This window comes from Bacillus sp. TH19 (assembly GCF_016651075.1).
GTDB classification, from domain to species: domain Bacteria; phylum Bacillota; class Bacilli; order Bacillales; family Bacillaceae_G; genus Bacillus_A; species Bacillus_A mycoides.
In genome coordinates this window covers 429753-446097 of the sequence record NZ_JAEKEO010000007.1, presented here as the reverse complement: position 1 = coordinate 446097, position 16345 = coordinate 429753, and the positions used below count along the sequence as shown (strand labels likewise).

Below are 16345 nucleotides of genomic sequence, written 5' to 3'. Positions count from 1 at the left end.
TTCCCCCCTAATTATTTTTTTAGTGTTAATGCGTGATCTAAAACTGCTTCTCCATTCATCATGCCGTAGTGCATTGGGTTAATAACATCGACTCCAACGTTTTTCTCATCGGCAAGCGTTTTCATTGTAGAAAGCATGTAACGAACTTGCGGTCCTAATAATAGTACGTCTGCTTGATCGATATTGTTTTTTACTGCATCCCCAGATACAGCCCAAATCTTACCTTCTAGACCACGAGCTTTTGCAGCCGCTTCCATTTTTGTAACTAGTAAACTTGTAGACATCCCTGCTGAACAACATAATAAAATATTCATTTATAAATCCCCCTTGTGTGGTATAAAAAATTTATGTTTTTTATTTTTCTTTACGCTATTTATTAATGCAATTACCGTGCCAACTTTTCAAAACGCCTAAAATCAGCGTTTTTTCGAGTGATTTCTTTGTGTGTTACCGCTTTCAATTAGTGTGTCCCCAAAAAAACACACAGTGTGTTATAAAACACCTCACTTTTAACACATAACTGTATGAAAATAGATTAGTGTTTAGTTGTCTAGTTGTGTTTAAAACAAAAAAACACTAATTTTTTTAAAAGTGTGAAAATATAGTACCAAAAAATATAATATTTCAACTCAAATCAAAACAAATACCTATTCAAGACACCCGTCTAGTTATTGTCCAGTCAAACTCTATTAAATTACATAGAATAAAATAAAGTATTTTGAAAGGGGATTCCAATGCCAAAGCATAGAAAAAAGAAGAGAATGAAGATTTATAGAATACAGGTTCAAAATAAATGGTATAAACAAGAAGAGGATTTTGAATTAAATTCCAACATGGATGCACTAGATCGACAGGACACTGAAGATAAACAAGACAGACCTGACAAACACGACGAACCAGATAAACACGACGAGGATGAAGACGATAAGCAAGTACAATCGGAAAATGTAATTATAGTACCCACAGATTCACACAACTTAGATATATGGGATGAAATTTCTCTAAAGGAAATACAAGCTGGGGAACATACAAATTTATTTGAAGAAAAAAGTAATTATCAAAATATTAATTTAGTCCAAGTAAACGATGTTCGCTTATACTTGGACAAGCAACTACAATTCAGCTCCGTTGATGAGCAAATTTATCATGAAGCGCTTGTACATCCGATTATGGCAAAAGTAATTGATCCAAAACGCGTTCTCATATTAGGTGGTGGCGATGGTCTTGCCTTACGAGAAGTTTTGAAATATGAAACTGTGCTACACGTAGACCTTGTTGATTTAGACGAGGCAATGATTAATATGGCACGTAATGTTCCAGAAATAGTATCTTTAAACAAAAACGCTTTTTTTGATAATCGCGTGAACGTGCACGTATGCGATGCAAAAGAATTTCTAAATTCACCTTCATCTTTATACGATGTAATCATCATTGATTTCCCTGATCCAGCGACAGAGTTATTAAGTACTTTATATACAAGCGAACTTTTTGCTCGTATAGCTACGTTTTTAACAGAAGATGGTGCGTTCGTCTGCCAATCTAATTCACCTGCTGATGCACCTCTAGTATATTGGAGCATCGGTAACACTATTGAACATGCTGGATTAACTGTGAAAAGTTATCATACAATCGTTCCTTCTTTCGGAACTGACTGGGGATTTCATATTGCTGCTAATTCTGCCTATGTACTCGATCAAATTGAGCAATTATATGTAATACCAACTCCTCGAACATTACCTTCTCTTCTTTCTCCTTTGTTTCAATTTAAAGAAGAATATTTAGAACAACGTAATCTCGCTCTTTTAAACTCAGAATCGAATCTTATCCTACATCAATGTTACAAAAAGGAAATGGAGTTTTGACAATATTATAGTAAGGAGTGCTACCCTATGGAATATTCTACTTTTGGTAAGCATATAATAGTAGATTTATGGGGAGTGGACTTTTCCCTATTAGATGATGTTCACTTTTTAGAATATCATTTAGTTAACGCTGCAGATTGCTCTGGTGCCCATATTTTAAACGTAAGTACAAAAGAATTCGATCCGCATGGCGTTACTGTTTTAGTTTTACTATCCGAAAGCCACCTTTCAATTCACACTTATCCAGAAAAAAACTTTGCAGCCATCGACTGTTATACGTGCGGTACGACCGTTGAACCGCAAATAGCGATTGATTATATCGTAAGTATATTAAGACCAAATGAGATGCATATAAAAAAACTAATTCGTGGTACAGGAGAGATTATTACTGCCGATTAATTATCACTCTTACTCATCCGTAAAAAGGAGGATTGTAAATACCATCAGTGGAACAAACACTCCACTGATGGTACGGACACATACATAAAAAAACTTTGCCTAAGCAAGGTTCATTCATCCACCGACATCTTCCTATATAATTCTACAAACTCACTCGCCAATTCCTTCACCGTAATTGCGTTCATTAAATGGTCTTGTGCATGCACCATCAAAAGGGTAACTTCGTTTTTTTCCCCGGCAGCCTCTTTCTGTATGAGCTCTGTTTGTAAGCGATGCGCCTCTTGCAATTCATTTAAAGCTTCTTGTAGTTTCGCTTCTGCTTCCTGAAATTCACCGCGCTTTGCGCAATCAATTGCTTCCATTGAGCAGCTTCTCGCATTACCACCATGCAAAATTAAGTGAAAAGCTTTCGTCTCTATCGTATCCATGTTAGTTCTTTACTCCCCCTTTTCTTCCGCTACTTTTTGTTTATCCCATATTTTTAAGAATGGAAAATAAATAAGAAATGCAAGTGCAAAGTTAATGAGCTGTAAAATAACTCCTGAAATTTTCCCGCCTGATCCTAAATATCCACTAAAAAGAATAGGTGTCGTCCAAGGTACAGCCGCTCCGCTCGGACGTGCGACCCATCCCCAATCCATTGCAAAGTAAGAAACAATCGTTAACACAACTGGAACCAATATAAATGGAATAAGTAAAATTGGATTCATTACAATTGGCATACCAAAAGTTACCATTTCATTAATATTAAATATACCCGGCGCAATTGACAATCGCCCTAAACTTTTTAATTGCTGACTTCGCGCAAATAGTAACATTCCTACAACTAAAGCGAGTGTTGCACCAGAACCACCCATATAAATCCATAAATCAAAAAACTGTGCGGTAATCGTATTCGGTACATCTTGCCCTGCTTGGAAAGCAACTCGGTTTTGATCCATTAACGACAACCAAACGGGGCTCATTACACCACCAACAATAGTAGCACCATGAATTCCACACGACCAAAGAACATGAACAAGAATAACTGCTATTATTGCGCCCCAAAGACTAGCACCAAGTACACTAAGTGGTTCCTGTAAAATTTGCCCCACAATATTATGGATACTGCCAAAAGAAGTATTTTCTATAATTAAGCGCAAAATCCAAATAACCGTTACAACAATAAAACCTGGAACAAGTGCCGCAAATGAACGTGTCACAGCTGGTGGAACTGTCTCCGGCATCTTTATAATCATCTTTTTTTGTACAATAAACCGATAAAGTTCAGTAGATATAATTGCAATAATCATCGCTACAAATAAACCTTGGCTTCCCATTAGCGCCGCTGGGATTGCTCCATCTACAATCACACTTTCCTTCGTGCTTGGTATAATATATGCAACTTGAAATGGAGTTGCAAGTAAAAACGTCACAAGCGACAATGCTCCGGATGCTAAAGCGTCCACTTTATAATATTCTCCAAGTCTGTAAGCGATTCCAAAAACAGCTATTAAAGCCATTATATTAAAAGTTGCACTAACTGGATACCCTAAAGCCCTCTGCCAATTCTCACCAAATAAACCTGCCATAAAATCATTATATCCTGGTATTGGTAATGCACTAATAATAAGGAAAAATGATCCAATAATCAAGAAAGGCATCGTTAAAACAATTCCATCACGAATCGCTTGCAAATGCCTCTGCTCTGCAACCTTCCCTGCCACTGGCATCACATATTTCTCTAAAAACTTTATCATCTATCCCACTCTCCTCATGGTTTCATGGACAAAGCTGCTTGTAAGATAGCCTCTCCATTACAAAGTCCGTAATGGACGGATTGAATGACATCAACAGGTATTCCCTTCTCCTTACATAATTCTTTCATTTTCGGTAATAAATAACGTACTTGCGGTCCAAGTAAAAGTACATCTGCAGTATCAATATGATTTCGCACTTCTGAACCTGATACTGCCCAAATCTTTGCCTGTATCCCTCTTGCCTCTGCTGCTTTCTCCATTTTTGTAACAATCAAACTGGAAGACATTCCCGCTGCACAGCAAAGTAAAATATTCATCTCGCTCCCCTCCCCCTTTTTCCAAACCTAAGTTATGGTGTAGCCCTTGCCACCACTAGGTTACAAATATATATGTCTAGATTTCTAACTGTATGCCGAGCTTAAAAACAAAAATTTCTCGGTTTTCACGCTATTCCATCTATCCGTATTTTCCTAGTAAAGAAGTCTCTAACTCGCTATAATGATTCAGTATGATTTTTTATAATCGATAGGAGGGTATATTTATGAAGGCATATCGCTTTCCGCTTATTTTATTATCTTCTATCCTAATTGGTGGTTTCATTGGTTATTTCATGGGTGCCGATGCAGTTGCTTTAAAGCCGCTTGGTGACATTTTCTTAAACTTAATGTTTACGATTGTTGTACCTTTAGTATTCTTTAGCATCGCGTCATCTATTGCTAATATGGATGGATTAAAACGTTTCGGTAAAATTATGTCTAGTATGGCTGGAACTTTCTTATTTACAAGTATTTTAGCTGCTATTTTTATGATTATTATCGTGAAAGTATTCCCGCCAGCACAAGGTGTTGTATTAGAACTAACGCAGCCTGATAAAGCTGAAAAAGCAGTTAGCGTTGCTGATCAAATTGTTGGTATCATAACAGTATCAGACTTTTCAAAGTTACTATCTCGCGAGAACATGTTAGCTCTTATTTTCTTCTCTATCTTAATGGGGGTTGCAACTTCAGCAGTTGGCGAAAAAGGGAAACCATTCGCTACATTCTTACAAGCTGGTGCAGAAATTTCAATGAAAGTCGTATCTTTCATTATGTACTACGCTCCAATCGGACTAGCTGCCTACTTCGCAGCATTAGTTGGTGAATTCGGACCACAACTTCTTGGAACTTACTTCCGAGCAGCAATGGTATACTATCCAGCTTCTCTTATTTACTTCTTTGTATTCTTTACATTCTATGCGTACCTTGCAGGTCGCAAACAAGGTGTACAAGTATTTTGGAAGAACATGGTCTCTCCTACAGTTACATCACTTGCAACTTGTAGTAGTGCCGCAAGTATTCCAGCGAACTTAGAAGCAACGAAGAAAATGGGTATTTCTTCTGACGTTCGTGAAACAGTTGTCCTTCTTGGATCTACACTTCATAAAGACGGATCTGTTTTAGGCGGGGTATTGAAAATTGCTTTCTTATTCGGTATTTTCAACATGGAATTCGAAGGACCGAAAACATTAGCAATTGCACTTGTTGTTTCTCTATTAGTAGGAACAGTAATGGGTGCTATTCCGGGCGGGGGTATGATTGGTGAAATGTTAATCGTTTCTCTATACGGATTCCCACCAGAAGCATTGCCAATTATCGCAGCAATTAGTACAATCATCGATCCTCCTGCAACAGTGTTAAACGTAACAGGAGATAACGCTTGTGCCGTAATGACAGCTCGCCTTGTAGAAGGTAAAAACTGGATCAAAAATAAATTTGCTTAATATATAGAAAGAGGATGCTCGGTGGAGCATCCTCTTTTTTGTTGTTATTTGTCGAAATGTCGATATAATCCCATCCCGCCACAAATTTGTTATAATCTTCACAAATATTCCACATCCATTATCCATTCTCCGTACTATAATCATGTATGGAAAAGGAGATGGACGTAATGACTCAAAGTGCACCAGAATTTAAAGTTTTGCAAAGCATTGCATTTCTTGCTGTCGTTTTGCAAAGTTCCTTATTATATACAATGAATCAAGGAAATGTCTTACTCGAGCAATCCCTCATTATGGGCATGCTATTTAATCTTGCAAAATTTTCAGCGCCTGCATTCATATTTATCGTCGGCTTCCATTTAATTCGGCTATATACGAAGCAACTCGTTTACAGAGAATATATTTATGAAAAAGCCGCACATTTACTCATTCCTTATTTCTTCTGGTCTATTCTTTACCTATTAACAACAAACGATGTCATTACACTACAAGGCGGAATAAAAAGTTTATTACTCGGAACAGCTGCACCTCATCTTTGGTACGTTATTATGATGTTCCAAATTCACTTATTGTTCCCTTTACTATGCACACTATTTTATTGGTTTCAAAAACGAACAGAAAATAAAAAAGACATATATAAATATATGACCATTTTCGCTTGTCTATATTTCTTCTTAATGTGGTACTCTTCTCACTACATTTTTAATGGAGAGAAACTGACTAGTTCAACCATTTTACATTATACAGATCGTTCCTTCTTCTTCTACTCATTCTATTTCGTCATAGGAGGAATAGCTGCTGTATCATTAAAAACTTGGCGTATATTTGTCATGAAACATATTCCGCTTATAACAATCTTATTTTTCATCTTATTTTTATTCATCAATTATGAGTTATTTAGTTTTTACGGCGCCAATTCTATTCATTTAACGGTTTCTACTTATTTAAAACCGTCCATGTTTTTATATATTGTTTGTGAAATTATGATACTGTACGTGTTATCTATTACAATTGTACAGCGACGTGGTTTCTTATATAAAGCTTTACGTTTTATTGGGAATTACACGTATGGCGCTTATTTAGCTCATTTTTTCTTCTTGCAACTATGTACAAAATTTCTTTCCTTATTCGCACTGCAAGAAAACACAATATTATATAGCCTATTACTATTTATATTAACGACCACAATCTCTATTTCAGCAATGGTCATTGGCAGCATACTACCATTTCATACGTGGATTACAGGGCCTTCCCCTACGACAAATATGAAATGGGCGAAGATTGCCATTCGGAAAAATCATGAAAAAGTATTTAAACCATATATTTGATATAATAGTATTTCATATAAGAAAAGAAAGTAGGACACACCTATGATTAATCAAATTGGACAAATTATGTTATATGTAAATAACCAAGATGAATCAGTACAATTTTGGACAGAAACAGTAGGATTCCAAATCGTTGCGGAAGAAAATAACGGTCAAGGATTTCGCTGGATTGAAATTGCGCCGGCAAAAGAAGCTGGAACAAGCATCGTCCTTCACGATAAGGCGTTAATTGCGAAGATGCAACCTGAATTAAACTTAAATACCCCTTCACTTATGTTCTTCTCTAATAACTTAGATCAACTGTATAAAGATCTTTCTGAGAAAAATGTTACAGTTGGACAAGTTGTAGATTTACCCACTGGTAGAGCGTTCAACTTTGCTGATAATGAAAATAACTACTTTGCAGTTATGGAAAAGAAATAAGAAAAAGCTATCCGAAAAGGTCATAATAAAACCTTTTCGGATAGCTTCTTTTATTAAGAAACTTGCTCTGCATTCGTTTCCTTATGCTGTATATGACTCGTAACCCATGTGATTCCACCAGCGACAACGAGATAGCATAATAAAATTAAAATTTGCATTCGCAATTGCGACCAATCTCCTAAAGAGATAACATCTTGTAATCCTCTAAGAGAATGAGACATTGGGAGAAACTGTCCAATTTTGCTAAGCACAGCTATATTTAACTCTCCTGGGAAAGTACCTCCGCTCGTCGCTAATTGAAGAACGAGAAGCGTTACCGCTGCGAACTTCCCAACAATGCCGAATACCGTTACTAACATAAGAATAAATGTCATGAACGTAAAGGAAATAACAATACTTGATAAAACAAAGAGTGATACACTTGCAACTTCTAATTTCATAACTCCTAACACTACCACATCTACAAGTAGTGCTTGAATGAGTCCAATTAAATATACTAATCCTAGTTTATTAATAAAATGTACTGTTCCGCTTACCTTCATATTTTGTCTACGGCCAAGAGGTAAAATATTCGATGCCATAATTCCGCCAACATAAAATGCCAGTGATAAAAAGTATGGTGCAATACCTGAACCGTAGTTAGGCACATCAGAAACTGTCGACTTCACTAAGTGAACCGGCTCTGAGAACATCGTATTGCGTGCATCATCATTGCGAACATCCGCTATCTTCTCTGCGCCCTCTCCCAATTTCGTAGAAAGTTCTTTCGCACCATCGTCAAGTTTAACAAGTCCGTTCGTTAACTTATCAGCACCATGATTCAGCTCTGTTCCGCCACTCGCAAGGTGATTTACACCTTCTTGTAATGATGTAAATCCATTTCCCCACTTCGTAAATCCATCAGCTACATTCTCAGCACCATCTGCTATCTTTTTCGTTCCAGCGGTAGCTTCGTTTAACTTAACTCCGAATGTATTCATGCCTTCCTCAATCTTATGCTGACCATCAGTAAGCTTCCGCGCACCTTGTGTCAATTGTTGTTGGCTATTATTTAAAGTGTTTGTTGCTTTAGCTAATCCGTTAGAAGTAGCAATGATCTTTTGAAAAGCAGGATCTTGCTGCACTTCTGGATGACTTTTCACGTACTCTTCTAATTGTTGTTTTACACTATTTGCTGCATTGTCCGCTTTCACTTGCCCTTCAGCAAGTTTCTCACTTCCGTTCACCCATTCATTTGTACCAGCACTTAATTCACTAACTCCTGATTGTAAAGACTTCTCACCCTGTGCTAGCAGCTCCATACCATTATGAAGTGATGTCGCTCCTTGACTAAGCTCATTTGCTCCCCCAGTTAAGGCCGATTGACTAGAGGCAAGCTTATCACTTCCTTCTTTTAACTTCACTGTTCCATCATTTAAACGATGAATACCATCTGTAAGCTGATTCGCCCCATTTTTTGCATCCGTCGTTCCTTCATGTAACTTCTCAGCGCCATTACTTGCATCACTCAACCCTTGTGCCAAATCTTGAAACTTTGAAAAGACACCTTCTGTATAAGATTTCGTAATACTATTTGAAATTTTTGTTTTCATATTTTCAACAGCTGTCGTTCCAATTTGAGCTGCTACAAAGTTTTTACCTGGATTTACTTTATACTGCAATTGTGCCGGCTCTGGTTTCTCATCCATTAGTGTACTTACCTTTTTAGAGAACTCCTCCGGAATCGTAACCACCATATAATACTTATCTTCTTTTAGCCCTTCATCAGCATCTTTTTCTGATACGAAATGAAACGCCAATTCCTTATTCTCTTTTAAATTTTTAACAAAATCGTCTCCAGCCTGGATTTTTTTTTCATCCATCACAGCACCCTTATCTAAATTAACAACTGCAACAGGTAATTTATCTAATTTTCCGTACGGATCCCAATATCCAGCTAAGAAGAATCCTGAATAAATTAAAGGAACGATTAATAAAAAAATTAAAGCGATACGTCCATGTTTATGGTTCCACATCGCCTTCCAATCTTTAAATATAAGTTGAATTCCCTTCATGAAACATACTCCTTCTCCTAATTTAACACCCTTCGAATGGTTTAACAGATTTACTATACACGTCACTTTCCATACTGTATAATACATCTTTAATTATCAATTCATTCCTTTTGGTCTATAGAAAGGAGATTCGAAGTGGAACTTCTTCAATTAAAATACTTTCAGACAGTCGCACGACTAGAACATATGACAAAAGCAGCTGAAGAATTGCATATCGCGCAGCCTTCACTCAGTAAAACAATCGCTAGACTAGAAAAGGACTTAGGCGTCCCCTTATTTGATCGCCAAGGTCGACAGATTACATTAAACTCTTTCGGCAAAGTATTTTTAAAACGAGTAGAACGCATTTTTCATGAATTGAGTGAAGGGGAACGCGAAATTAAAGATTTAGCTGAATTACAACAAGGCTCTATTACACTTGCAGTTTCTATTCCAAGAATATTACCCGAGTTACTCGGTTCTTTTTTACTAGAACACCCTAACGTTCGATTCCAACAATTTCTCGCATCTACTCCTTCTATGAAACGGCAACTAGATAATATGGAAATTGATTTTTGTATCTCCTCTATACCAATTGAAGGCGAGGAAATGGTTTGGGAACCACTTATCACAGAAGAAATTTTCTTAGCTGTTCCTTCAGGACATCGGTTATCAAACCGCGAAAGTATCTATTTGCATGAAGTAAAAGACGAATCGTTTATTAGTATGAACACTGGTTACGGATTTCGGCACTTAACAGATGAATTTTGTAAAAAAGCTGGTTTCACTCCACATATCGCTTTTGAAGTAGATGAACCAACCGTGATTAGCGATCTCATTAAGCAAGGTCTTGGCATCGCCTTTGTCCCAAGTTTAACTTTATTAAAAAATTCTACTTTAGCATCAAATAAGTTACGTATTATTGAACCTAATTGCGAACGAACTATCGGCTTAAGTTGGTCGAAGAAGCGCTATTTATCAAACACCGCCCAGCAATTTCGTGAATTCGTGATTGATTACTTCTCCAATATTAGGGCGTAAAATTATATCGCTTTACAAACAAATAACGACACAAATAAAAGGTACCATCCCCATAGGGTGGCACCTTCTATTTTTTACTCTTACCCAATTCCATTTCCGCTAAAAGCGGCAATACGTTATCGAAAATATGTGTATTATTATTCTCACCTGTTACATATCCACCATAATATCTACTAAATACATTATCATTTCGGAATGTAGTCATCCGCCCATACAATTCCTTCGCAAACTTTGTATCACCTGTTTGTAGTACGTACAAAATTGTTAATCCGTAAGATGCTGGTGATTCATAGTTCACAGCTTGTTTTCCCGTTTCTAAGTTATAACGACCATATAACTTTCCGTCTTCGCGAAATTTCTTCTTTATAAATTCCAAATAAGCATCTGATGAAAGACCGCCTAAACTACGATGATAAGCGACGTATGATTGATCAATAAGATTCACTTCTTTATCGTACGTAAATGTCCCATCATCTTTATACTCTTTCGGGAATGCCCAGCCCTGCCTTGGATAATCCGCTAAAAACTGAACAACTTCCTGATACTGCTGTGCAGAAATTTTTCCATACTTTTTCATATAAGAGAATGCATGCGGATTTATGTAAGATGTTGTTGCAAAGTTATTTTGTTTTCCTGTATCTGCATCATAATAATCAACGTAATAATTACCTTTTTTATTATAACGAAGTACAGAATCACTCAATTGATCTGCAAGGTTTTTATAGCGATCTTCCTTGTACATTTCATAAGCACGATATAATTGTTCTATAATACGAAGATCATCGATAAGTGCATTAGTAGCTGACTGCATTTCTCCCTTTTCAGAGATTTTCCATATAACGATGCGATCCTTGTGTACAAAGTTATTTTGAATAACCTTCACTTGTTCATCAAATAAAGCTTGATCATCTTTATCAAGTGTATATTGTAGCCATAACCCTGCAGATTCTGATAAAGCTTCATGCCCCTTCGCTTCACCCTTACCTGCCTTTGTATCCTCTAAGCGATACGTTGCAAGTGTTTCATTTTCATTCACCATATGTCGTAAAATAAAATGCTCGGTACGATTTCCTTGTAAAGCTGACCAAAATACAACTCCACCTAAAGCGATTAAGAGAATAACCCCAATCCCTATATATAAACGTTTTCGCAAGCTTTTCACCTCCTTTTAAGGCTAACCTTAATTTTACCAGAACATACGCAAATATAAAAAAGACAATCCTTTAGATTGTCTCTCTCACCTTATCCTTCGCAAGCCTCTTTAGAAGGTCTATATAGCGATTCCACAAGTCGATCATATTCACGACGCGTAATTTCTTTATTATACAACTTTAATAATAAATCTCTATGCTCTCTTGAAAATGCCATCTTTTTAATGACTTCAGGATACATAAAACACCCTCTCCATTTCACATAAACTTCCTCATCCCGGAAATAGAACTTACGTTCGCATAAAAGATTATAAAAGATTCAGCCCTAAAAAACAAATAAAATATTACCAAACATCAATTTCTTTCTTTTTAGAATATTTAAACACTATATTACCGTACTCATTTTTTAAATACATATATATTTTTGGTAGTTTTTTGAATAAATTTTCCAATTCAATCAGAAAATAATGGCAAAAAGAAGGGGAGTATACATATGGATACCGTAACATTAGCAAGGGCATTTTTTGGTTCTTCATTAGCATTCCACATTATCTTTGCAACGCTTGGAGTCGGGCTTTCTTTAATGATTTTTATAAGTGAAATACTCTATCACTGGAAGAAAGATTCCGACTATGCCATTATGGCAAAAAGATGGACAAAGGCTTTTGCTATCCTTCTCGGTGTAGCAATTCCAACTGGAACAATTGTTGGTGTACAAATTTCACTTCTTTGGCCTGGTTTCGCCAAAATTGTTGGGCAAGTTATTTCCGTTCCGTTTCAAATTGAGATTTTCGCCTTCTTTTTAGAGGCCTTATTCATGTCTATTTACGTATATGCGGCTGATAAACTACCTCCAGTTATGAGATTAATCTCGCTATTTTTCGTTATGATTGGCGCCACTGCATCTGCCGTGCTTATTACATCGGCAAACACATGGATGAATACACCTGCGGGCTTTTCAATGAATCCAGATGGCTCAGTTTTTAACGTTGATCCGTGGAAAGCTTTCTTTAATCCGAGCTTTGGCACAAGTGCATTCCACGTCGTTATTACGGCCTATACAACTGGAGCAGCTGTTATCGCTTCTATCGCTGGATTTAAATTATTAAAGAAAAATTTAAGCGCTCGTGAAATTGCTTACCATAAAAAAGGATTACTGTTAGGGCTTGTCGTTACATTTATCACAGGTGCTACGATGTGGCTTTCAGGACACGAATCTGCTATTGCCTTACATAAACATTCACCTGAAAAACTAGCATCTGCTGAAGCTTTGTTTGAAACGACATCACACGCGCCTTTATCGATTGGCGGGGTTGTGGACCCTAACACACTTGAACTAAACTATGCCCTTGAAATTCCGAACATGCTTAGCTTATTAGTGGGACTAGACCCTAACACCGTTGTAAAAGGTCTAAAGGAATTCCCGCAAGAAACATGGCCACCATTTTACACACATACACTGTTCAATTTAATGGTCGGCACCGCTGCCTTTACCTTTGCAGTTGCAGCTATTGCCCTCTTATATTGGTACTTTGTTTACCGAAAAAAAGGAGTAGAGTTACCGAAGTGGCTTCTTTGGGGAGCTGCCGCCTGTGGACCCGTTATGTTGCTCGGTATTGAATTCGGATGGATTTTTAGTTGTAGTGGTCGTCAGCCATGGACAATTTATGGCATGCAACGCACGGTAGATGCTTCTACGCGCGCTGATTTCGTCGGTCCTTTATTTGTTTTATTCATCATTTTATATATCGGACTTGGTATTTTAACAGTCTTTGTACTACGGACATTCTTTAAGAAACATCCGTTAAAGAATGATTTACATCACGAAGGAGGCGATTCTCGTGCATGAGGAAAGCATTGCAATCATCATCTTATGGGCTCTTATTTTCGTATATAGCATACTAGGGTCTATTGATTTTGGAGCTGGTTTTTGGGGCATGGTATACGCTAAACACCCGACGCTTGCTGCCAAGCTTGCTAATCGGTACTTATCACCAACTTGGGAAGTAACGAATACGTTTCTTGTCTTTGTCGTCGTTGCTTTTCTCGGTTTCTTCCCAAAAGCGGCCTTCACCCTTGCAACCGTTATGTTTGTACCAGTTATGTTAATTTTAGTACTCGTTGCGATTCGTAGTACATTTATGGTATTTGCTTACTCCCTGCCAAAATACCAACACCTTCTTCGGATTATTTCAGGTATTACCGGGTTCTTAATCCCAGCTCTATTAATTACCGTTCTACCAGTTACAGAAGGTGCCTATATTACGATGTCTGAAGGAAAAGAAGTGCTCCTTTACGGAAAACTTCTTTCTAGTCCCGTTATTTATTGTTATATGCTCTTCGGACTAACTTCGGAACTATTTCTATCATCTCTCTTTCTTGCTGATTTTGCTAGGGAACAAGGTTCTGAAGATACGTACCGAATTTATAGAAGAAATGCCATCATACTTGGTCCTGCAACGCTCGTGACTGCTATTATCGCTCTCGTTGTAATGGACCCTGAAACACACTGGCTTATGCAAGGACTAATAAAGCAATTCCCATGGTTTACAGTCTCTATCATTTTATTTGTTATCGGATACTCTTCTCTTTGGTGGACAAATAAGAAATATGGCACACTAGGCTTTCCTCGCATTGCAGTTTTAGCTGTCGTCGCTCAATATGCATTTGCAAGCTACGCTTACGGCGTCGCCCATTTACCTTATATCATTTACCCGGACGTAACTGTATTTACAAGCTTTACGACGGTCGAAACATTCTATGCACTTCTTATTCTTTACGCAATCGGGATTGCAATTTTACTACCAGGATTTATTTTCTTCTGGAATTTATTCTTAAAAGATCGAACATTTTTAAAGGAAAAATAGTAAATTAGGGGCATTCACACATAGAATGCCCCTAATTTATTAGACTCCTCTCCTAATAGTTATTACACTACCCCTTATACTTGCCTTGTTGCTCAAAATACACATATTCACTAGATTAAGGTAGATGCCTAGTTCTTCTTATTTTCTTTTGAATATAATGCTATATAAACTTGAGACAAGCTACATTTGTTCAAGGGAAAATAGAAAGGTAGGTTAAATATGAGCATTGAAATATGGATTACTATTATTGTATTCTTCTTAACGATGATTGTTATCTTTTGGCGACCTCGCGGTTTAAATGAGGCGTGGCCGGCAGCAGTCGGCGCTAGCATTATCCTCATTACTGGACTTGTATCAAAACCAGACGTCATGGACATTATAAGTAAAATCGGCGGTGCCTCTATAACGATATTAGCGACCATCGTTATGGCGGTTATATTAGAAAGCTTCGGCTTCTTCCACTGGTCTGCAGCGAAGCTCGCGAATTTAGCGAAAGGTTCCGGACGACGCCTATACTGGTACATTCAATTACTATGTTTTCTTATGACTCTTTTATTTAATAATGACGGTAGCATTTTAATTACAACACCGATTTTGATTTTACTTCTGAAAAACCTTCAATTAAAACCTCATCAACAAATCCCTTATTTATTAAGCGGTGCTTTAATTGCCACTGCATCTAGTGCACCAATCGGTGTAAGTAATATCGTAAACTTAATCGCATTAAATATTGTTAATATGACTCTTTATATGCATACAGCTATGATGTTTGTACCTGCAACACTAGGACTACTGTTTATGTCATGGCTCATGTATACAGTTTTAAAGAAAAAACTTCCAGAAAGATTACCTGTTTCTTCATATGATATTGAAGAAATTTTCTTCACGAAAAACTTCCATCCGTTAAAAGGACAAAATTCTGTTAATACGAAACAAAAACGTACGAAATTCATGTTAAAAGTATTAGGCTTCGTTTTCCTTATGCGCTGTCTTCTATTCGTTGCATCCTTCTTATCGATTCCAATCGAAATCGTTGCCGTACTCGGTTCACTCGTTCTTCTCATCTGGAGATGGTACTACTTACGAACAAACCCAGTCGATATTTTGAAAAAGACACCGTGGCACATTTTAATTTTCGCTTTCTCTATGTATGTAATTATTTACGGGCTTCATAACGCAGGGTTAACAGCGGCACTTGTAAGTTGGCTCGAACCAGTTGTAAGTCAGCATCTACTCTATGCCAGCTTTGCAATGGGCGGACTCGTTTCCCTCCTCTCTAACATCTTCAATAACCACCCTGCACTTATGATTGGTACAATCACATTAACAGAAATGGGACTAGATCCAGTCACATTAAAAACTATCTATCTCGCAAATATCATCGGTAGTGACATCGGTTCACTATTATTACCAATCGGTACACTAGCTTCCCTCATTTGGATGTATATCTTAAGACAAAACAAAATTAAAGTGAAATGGAAAGATTATTTAAGCGTATCTCTCATCGTAATCCCACTCACAACAGTCGTCACATTATTCCTCTTATACTACTGGGTACAATTATTCTTCACCTTATAAAGTGAAACTTTATAAGGTGGGTGGGTGTTCATCCCCCACTGATTATTAGCCCGCACCAATCGGGCGTTTACGGACAGTTTATCTCCCACCTAACTTCTTTGCTCCAGCCGAATTTTGAGGTGGGAGTTTTACTGCCCACAAATAGCGGGATAGACGACAGAAGCCCCC

At 37.3% G+C, this 16345-nt stretch carries 16 protein-coding genes; 9 read left to right on the top strand and 7 right to left on the bottom strand.

Annotated features, from left to right (window positions below; translation table 11 throughout):
- Positions 1-11: 11 nt before the first annotated feature.
- Entirely contained in the window at positions 12-314 is a 303-nt protein-coding gene (locus tag JFU54_RS05905) for a PTS sugar transporter subunit IIB (RefSeq protein ID WP_001023565.1), read from the bottom strand.
- 420 nt (positions 315-734) lie between these two features.
- On the opposite strand from JFU54_RS05905, the gene JFU54_RS05900 reads away from it, so the two are divergent.
- Both JFU54_RS05900 and speD read left to right on the top strand, forming a co-directional pair.
- On the top strand, positions 735-1862 hold the full coding sequence (locus tag JFU54_RS05900) for a polyamine aminopropyltransferase (RefSeq protein WP_201063953.1): 1128 nt from the start codon (positions 735-737) through the stop codon (positions 1860-1862).
- A gap of 27 nt (positions 1863-1889) precedes the next feature.
- The gene (gene speD, locus JFU54_RS05895; protein ID WP_002191178.1) at positions 1890-2261 is read left to right on the top strand and encodes an adenosylmethionine decarboxylase; all 372 of its coding nucleotides are present in this window, start codon (positions 1890-1892) and stop codon (positions 2259-2261) included.
- A 110-nt stretch (positions 2262-2371) separates the two neighbouring features.
- Here speD and JFU54_RS05890 read toward each other — a convergent pair whose 3' ends face one another.
- The 3 genes from JFU54_RS05890 to JFU54_RS05880 are packed head-to-tail and all read right to left on the bottom strand — an operon-like array spanning position 2372 to position 4317.
- Positions 2372-2689, bottom strand: coding sequence for a PTS sugar transporter subunit IIA (locus JFU54_RS05890; protein WP_044439402.1), 318 nt, complete (start codon positions 2687-2689; stop codon positions 2372-2374).
- 9 nt (positions 2690-2698) lie between these two features.
- Positions 2699-4000: a PTS cellobiose transporter subunit IIC gene (celB, locus tag JFU54_RS05885; RefSeq protein ID WP_201063951.1), complete on the bottom strand. Its 1302-nt coding sequence runs from the start codon at positions 3998-4000 to the stop codon at positions 2699-2701.
- 14 nt (positions 4001-4014) lie between these two features.
- A complete protein-coding gene (locus JFU54_RS05880) occupies positions 4015-4317 on the bottom strand; it encodes a PTS sugar transporter subunit IIB (protein WP_201063949.1) in 303 nt (100 codons plus the stop codon).
- A gap of 224 nt (positions 4318-4541) precedes the next feature.
- On the opposite strand from JFU54_RS05880, the gene JFU54_RS05875 reads away from it, so the two are divergent.
- The 3 genes from JFU54_RS05875 to JFU54_RS05865 all read left to right on the top strand — a co-directional run bounded on the left by JFU54_RS05875 (position 4542) and on the right by JFU54_RS05865 (position 7507).
- The gene (locus JFU54_RS05875) at positions 4542-5759 is read left to right on the top strand and encodes a dicarboxylate/amino acid:cation symporter (protein ID WP_002016167.1); all 1218 of its coding nucleotides are present in this window, start codon (positions 4542-4544) and stop codon (positions 5757-5759) included.
- A 167-nt stretch (positions 5760-5926) separates the two neighbouring features.
- Positions 5927-7084, top strand: a complete 1158-nt coding sequence (locus tag JFU54_RS05870; protein WP_201063947.1) for an acyltransferase — start codon at positions 5927-5929, stop codon at positions 7082-7084.
- A 42-nt stretch (positions 7085-7126) separates the two neighbouring features.
- Positions 7127-7507: a VOC family protein gene (locus JFU54_RS05865; protein ID WP_000609851.1), complete on the top strand. Its 381-nt coding sequence runs from the start codon at positions 7127-7129 to the stop codon at positions 7505-7507.
- A gap of 53 nt (positions 7508-7560) precedes the next feature.
- Here the strand turns inward: JFU54_RS05865 and JFU54_RS05860 are convergent, their stop codons facing one another.
- Complete coding sequence (locus JFU54_RS05860) at positions 7561-9561, bottom strand: YhgE/Pip family protein (RefSeq protein ID WP_201063945.1); 2001 nt, start codon at positions 9559-9561, stop codon at positions 7561-7563.
- A gap of 135 nt (positions 9562-9696) precedes the next feature.
- Between JFU54_RS05860 and JFU54_RS05855 the strand changes: the two genes are divergently transcribed.
- Positions 9697-10581 (top strand): LysR family transcriptional regulator, encoded by an 885-nt coding sequence (locus JFU54_RS05855; RefSeq protein ID WP_044439411.1) that lies wholly within the window; start codon positions 9697-9699, stop codon positions 10579-10581.
- A 67-nt stretch (positions 10582-10648) separates the two neighbouring features.
- On the opposite strand, the gene JFU54_RS05850 is transcribed toward JFU54_RS05855, so the two are convergent.
- Positions 10649-11734, bottom strand: coding sequence for a transcriptional regulator (locus JFU54_RS05850; RefSeq protein ID WP_201063943.1), 1086 nt, complete (start codon positions 11732-11734; stop codon positions 10649-10651).
- 89 nt (positions 11735-11823) lie between these two features.
- Positions 11824-11973 (bottom strand): hypothetical protein, encoded by a 150-nt coding sequence (locus JFU54_RS05845; protein WP_002016173.1) that lies wholly within the window; start codon positions 11971-11973, stop codon positions 11824-11826.
- 252 nt (positions 11974-12225) lie between these two features.
- On the opposite strand from JFU54_RS05845, the gene cydA reads away from it, so the two are divergent.
- The 3 genes from cydA (at position 12226) to JFU54_RS05830 (ending at position 16177) form a co-directional block, all read left to right on the top strand.
- Positions 12226-13581, top strand: a complete 1356-nt coding sequence (cydA, locus tag JFU54_RS05840; RefSeq protein ID WP_002034780.1) for a cytochrome ubiquinol oxidase subunit I — start codon at positions 12226-12228, stop codon at positions 13579-13581.
- On the top strand, positions 13574-14599 hold the full coding sequence (locus JFU54_RS05835) for a cytochrome d ubiquinol oxidase subunit II (protein WP_201063941.1): 1026 nt from the start codon (positions 13574-13576) through the stop codon (positions 14597-14599). The genes cydA and JFU54_RS05835 overlap by 8 nt, the downstream gene beginning before the upstream one ends.
- Positions 14600-14818: 219 nt before the next feature.
- Entirely contained in the window at positions 14819-16177 is a 1359-nt protein-coding gene (locus JFU54_RS05830; protein ID WP_002143778.1) for an arsenic transporter, read from the top strand.
- Positions 16178-16345: the final 168 nt, after the last annotated feature.

Excerpts from the sequence above, each read along its gene's own strand:
- JFU54_RS05905 (WP_001023565.1), bottom strand. The coding sequence starts at position 314 with ATGAATATTTTATTATGTTGTTCAGCAGGGATGTCTACAAGTTTACTA.
- JFU54_RS05900 (WP_201063953.1), top strand. The coding sequence starts at position 735 with ATGCCAAAGCATAGAAAAAAGAAGAGAATGAAGATTTATAGAATACAG.
- speD (WP_002191178.1), top strand. The coding sequence starts at position 1,890 with ATGGAATATTCTACTTTTGGTAAGCATATAATAGTAGATTTATGGGGA.
- JFU54_RS05890 (WP_044439402.1), bottom strand. The coding sequence starts at position 2,689 with ATGGATACGATAGAGACGAAAGCTTTTCACTTAATTTTGCATGGTGGT.
- celB (WP_201063951.1), bottom strand. The coding sequence starts at position 4,000 with ATGATAAAGTTTTTAGAGAAATATGTGATGCCAGTGGCAGGGAAGGTT.
- JFU54_RS05880 (WP_201063949.1), bottom strand. The coding sequence starts at position 4,317 with ATGAATATTTTACTTTGCTGTGCAGCGGGAATGTCTTCCAGTTTGATT.
- JFU54_RS05875 (WP_002016167.1), top strand. The coding sequence starts at position 4,542 with ATGAAGGCATATCGCTTTCCGCTTATTTTATTATCTTCTATCCTAATT.
- JFU54_RS05870 (WP_201063947.1), top strand. The coding sequence starts at position 5,927 with ATGACTCAAAGTGCACCAGAATTTAAAGTTTTGCAAAGCATTGCATTT.
- JFU54_RS05865 (WP_000609851.1), top strand. The coding sequence starts at position 7,127 with ATGATTAATCAAATTGGACAAATTATGTTATATGTAAATAACCAAGAT.
- JFU54_RS05860 (WP_201063945.1), bottom strand. The coding sequence starts at position 9,561 with ATGAAGGGAATTCAACTTATATTTAAAGATTGGAAGGCGATGTGGAAC.
- JFU54_RS05845 (WP_002016173.1), bottom strand. The coding sequence starts at position 11,973 with ATGTATCCTGAAGTCATTAAAAAGATGGCATTTTCAAGAGAGCATAGA.
- cydA (WP_002034780.1), top strand. The coding sequence starts at position 12,226 with ATGGATACCGTAACATTAGCAAGGGCATTTTTTGGTTCTTCATTAGCA.
- JFU54_RS05830 (WP_002143778.1), top strand. The coding sequence starts at position 14,819 with ATGAGCATTGAAATATGGATTACTATTATTGTATTCTTCTTAACGATG.